Below are 272 nucleotides of genomic sequence, written 5' to 3' on the forward strand. Positions count from 1 at the left end.
TGACTTTTATTACGGAAAATGGGAAACATTGGTACCCTTTTCCCGACATAACAGACTCCAATGCATATGAAGCCTATGATTTTATCACAGGGGATAAAAGGTTTACAATCACCTTTACCGGAGTAGAAAAAGAAAATGTCATTGACGGAGAATTTACAGCAAGCGGGAGTGCAATACTCTCGGGTACATGGAGGGCCAACGCCAAAAAGAATACGTTTGCCTGTCACATCAAAGAACAGAGAGTGATAGACGCCGATGATAAAATCATGGCT

General features: G+C 41.5%; 1 protein-coding gene. It reads left to right on the forward strand.

Features of this window, described 5'->3' with window-relative positions:
- Positions 1-272, forward strand: a 272-nt coding sequence (locus tag AC2Q9J_RS17910) for a DUF4847 family protein (RefSeq protein ID WP_499042027.1), incomplete at both ends; no start/stop codon positions are given.

This window comes from Planococcus sp. RAB007_Raresut (assembly GCF_057369535.1).